The following is a 2,877-nucleotide window of genomic DNA, read 5'->3' as shown; positions in this document are numbered from 1 at the left end:
CCGATACATGAAACCATGATCCTGATCGCCGGGCTGGTCGCCGTGCTGTCGACGGCCAGCGTCACCGCCGGCATATTGTCGTGGCGGGCGCCGAAGCCGCTGTCGCCGACGCTCACCAACCTCACCCAGCGCATCAACGCCTGGTGGGTGATGGTGGTGGCGATCACGGTCGCCTTCTTCTTCGGCCATGCCGGCATGACCATCCTGTTCGCGCTGATCTCGTTCGCGGCACTGCGCGAATTCGTGACGCTGACGCACAGCCGGCGCAGCGACCACTGGGTGCTGCTCGGCATGTTCGCCATCATCATTCCGTTCCAGTACTGGCTGGTGTGGACGGCCTGGTACGGGCTCTTCACCATCTTCATCCCTGTCTACTGCTTCCTGCTGATGCCGGCCATCACCGCGCTCAACGGCGACACCGAGCGCTTCCTGGAGCGAGTCTCGGCGCAGCAATGGGCGATCATGATCTCGGTCTACTTCGTCAGCCACGTGCCGGCGCTGCTGACGCTGAACGTGCCGGGCTTCGAGGGCCGCAACCTGCTGCTCATCGCCTTCCTGATCATCACCGTGCAGGGCAGCGACGTGCTGCAATACATTTTCGGGAAGCTGTTCGGAAAACATCTGCTGTCGCCGAAGGTGTCGCCTTCAAAAACCTGGGAAGGGCTGGTCGGCGGGCTTGCGGCGTCGAGCCTGCTCGGAGCGCTCTTGTCCTTCCTGACGCCGTTCTCGCCGCTGCAGGCCGCCGCCGTCGCCCTCGTCGCCTGCCTGATGGGTTTCCTCGGCGGCCTGGTCGCCTCGGCCATCAAGCGCGACCAGGGCGTGAAGGACTGGGGCCATCTGATCGAGGGCCATGGCGGCATGATGGACCGCGCCGACAGTCTGGTCTTCGCCGCCCCGGTGTTCTTCCACACGGTGCGGTATTTCTGGTCGGTGTGAGGAGCCGCAAAGCCCGGTACGGCCGACACGCGCCCGCGCCCCTAGGCTAGCCGGGGCGCGGGCCGATCGGGTGTCCCCGATTACAGCACCGTAGAGGCCGGTGCTGCTGTGCGACCAGGCAATAGACGGACCGCTTGGTCTATTAAATAAGTTATAGTTCGGAGAGATCGTTCATCGGGCAGCGACGCGATGGCCACACCGCCCCCGGGATTGGCAGCGTCGGCACCGGCCTTCACCCGCCGCCGCCGGCGAGAAACCCTATCCCGAATGCCTTAGCCAATGCCGGTCGAAGATATCGAGGATGGCACGGAACTCGGCCGGCGGGACCTGGTTGGCAACGTCACTGTCGCCGATCAGGAATTGCGTGAGCTGCCGGTCGACGAGCCCGGGCTGATCGATCGACATGCCGAGCGCGGCCAGATCCTCGGCGATCGACTGGTCCGGCAGGAGGTAGCCGCCCCAGGCCGCGGCGTCGGGCGACGGGTCGCGCAGGCGGATGATGAGGATCCTGGTGATCGAGGGCTGCGGCTCCGGGCCGATGATCGAGCTGCCGCACATGTAACCGCCGAGCACGCTGCCCGGCTGCGACTGCGGGAACAGGCAGAGGAAGAACTGGGCATCGCCGCCGCTTTCCTTCAGATGCGCATAGAGGCCGCGCTTTGCCGGCGTGACCGGCCCGCCAAGCAAGAGCTGGCCCGTCGGCAAGGATTCGCGATAGGCAGCGCTCAGGCTGTGCGCGCCAGGCCCCGGCTCGATCGACAGGTTGCCCCTGATCAGCTGGCCGCGATAATAGGGCGAGAGCGCCCGCGAATAGCATGCATAGGTTCCGGCGAGCGCCAGGCCGACGCTTTTCTCGTCATGTGCGGGCGAGCCCTCGAACTGTGCGGCGGCGCGGCGTTCGAGCTCGGCTCTGTCGATGCCGTGGCGGGAGGCGATGGCAGCGGCGAACTGCGGCAGGTCGCTGTCGGCGATCCAAGCCCCCGGCTGCTCCAGGCGAAGCAGCTTCGCCCAGTCGTCATAGACAGCGTACTCGCGCGGCTGGGCGCGGCCCTGCAGCCATTTGTCGGCGCGGCCGAGATCGAACGCGGTCTTCGGATTGACGGCCCGGAACGCCGCCGCCAGCTCCTTGCGGGTGACGGTGCCGAGCAGGGCCGAGGTCAGCCGGAGTTTTTGCGCGATATGCTGTGCCATGCGGCCGCCGTCCCTGGGCCTGTTCCGTTCCGGTCGACCGGAATGGCTCGCCCCTTTTCGAGCACGGTCCCGGTCCGGGATCGTGCTCCCATGCCAGCTGCTAGCCATAACATGCGCCGGCACGTCCTCCCATTGTACTTTTCCACAAGCTAATATTCCAGGAATTCCAAAGAATTCCACGGCGTTCCGCACGCGATCCCTTTCCGGTCCAGCGCCTGGCGCTAAGCTCGCCGGCGCTAGGGGAAGGCCACGAGGAAACGCGGAATTGGCTCGGGCAGACCGCCCAACGCCTCCGCATTCAGGCAGGGAGGAACCGACATGAAGCTCGTTCTGTCAGCGCTGCTCGTCGTGCTTGCGCTGGCGCAGGCCGCGGAAGCCAAGAAGAAAGTCCCGGTGGCGAAGGACGACGCGAAGGTCGAGGCGACCCGGCCGCCGCTGGACAACACGGCCACAGGCGGGATCACGCCTGCCGGCGCCAAGCCGGCGACGACCAACCAGGACGGCTACAATTCGATCTATCCGCCAGCAATCTATCTGCACTTCTAGCCCTTGGCGGGGCGGCAGTGGCGCGGGGATCAACGATCCTCGCGCCACTGCGTGACGCAAACTCCCGAGGGGCTCGCTCTCGCCGACCCGAGGCAACCGCGCCCTCAGCCGGCGACCGCGGCCGCCGCCTTCTTGCGCGCGGGCTGACGGCGGGGCGGGCGGCGCTTGGCGGCGAGCTTGAGGACCACCGGCGGTTCGCCGGAC

Annotated in this window: 3 protein-coding genes; 2 read left to right on the top strand and 1 reads right to left on the bottom strand. The window is 66.7% G+C overall.

Annotation, left to right across the window (positions count from 1 at the left end):
• The first annotated feature begins 3 nt into the window (after positions 1-3).
• The gene (locus EN780_RS31260; protein WP_245500183.1) at positions 4-936 is read left to right on the top strand and encodes a phosphatidate cytidylyltransferase; all 933 of its coding nucleotides are present in this window, start codon (positions 4-6) and stop codon (positions 934-936) included.
• Positions 937-1,194: 258 nt separating this feature from the next.
• Here the strand turns inward: EN780_RS31260 and EN780_RS31255 are convergent, their stop codons facing one another.
• Positions 1,195-2,127: a hypothetical protein gene (locus EN780_RS31255; RefSeq protein ID WP_128276202.1), complete on the bottom strand. Its 933-nt coding sequence runs from the start codon at positions 2,125-2,127 to the stop codon at positions 1,195-1,197.
• Positions 2,128-2,445: 318 nt separating this feature from the next.
• Between EN780_RS31255 and EN780_RS31250 the strand changes: the two genes are divergently transcribed.
• A complete protein-coding gene (locus EN780_RS31250; protein ID WP_127284436.1) occupies positions 2,446-2,673 on the top strand; it encodes a hypothetical protein in 228 nt (75 codons plus the stop codon).
• The last annotated feature ends 204 nt before the right edge of the window (positions 2,674-2,877 follow it).

This window comes from Mesorhizobium sp. M4B.F.Ca.ET.089.01.1.1 (assembly GCF_004022605.1).
GTDB lineage: Bacteria > Pseudomonadota > Alphaproteobacteria > Rhizobiales > Rhizobiaceae > Mesorhizobium > Mesorhizobium abyssinicae.
This window is presented reverse-complemented; position numbering and strand designations above follow the sequence as displayed.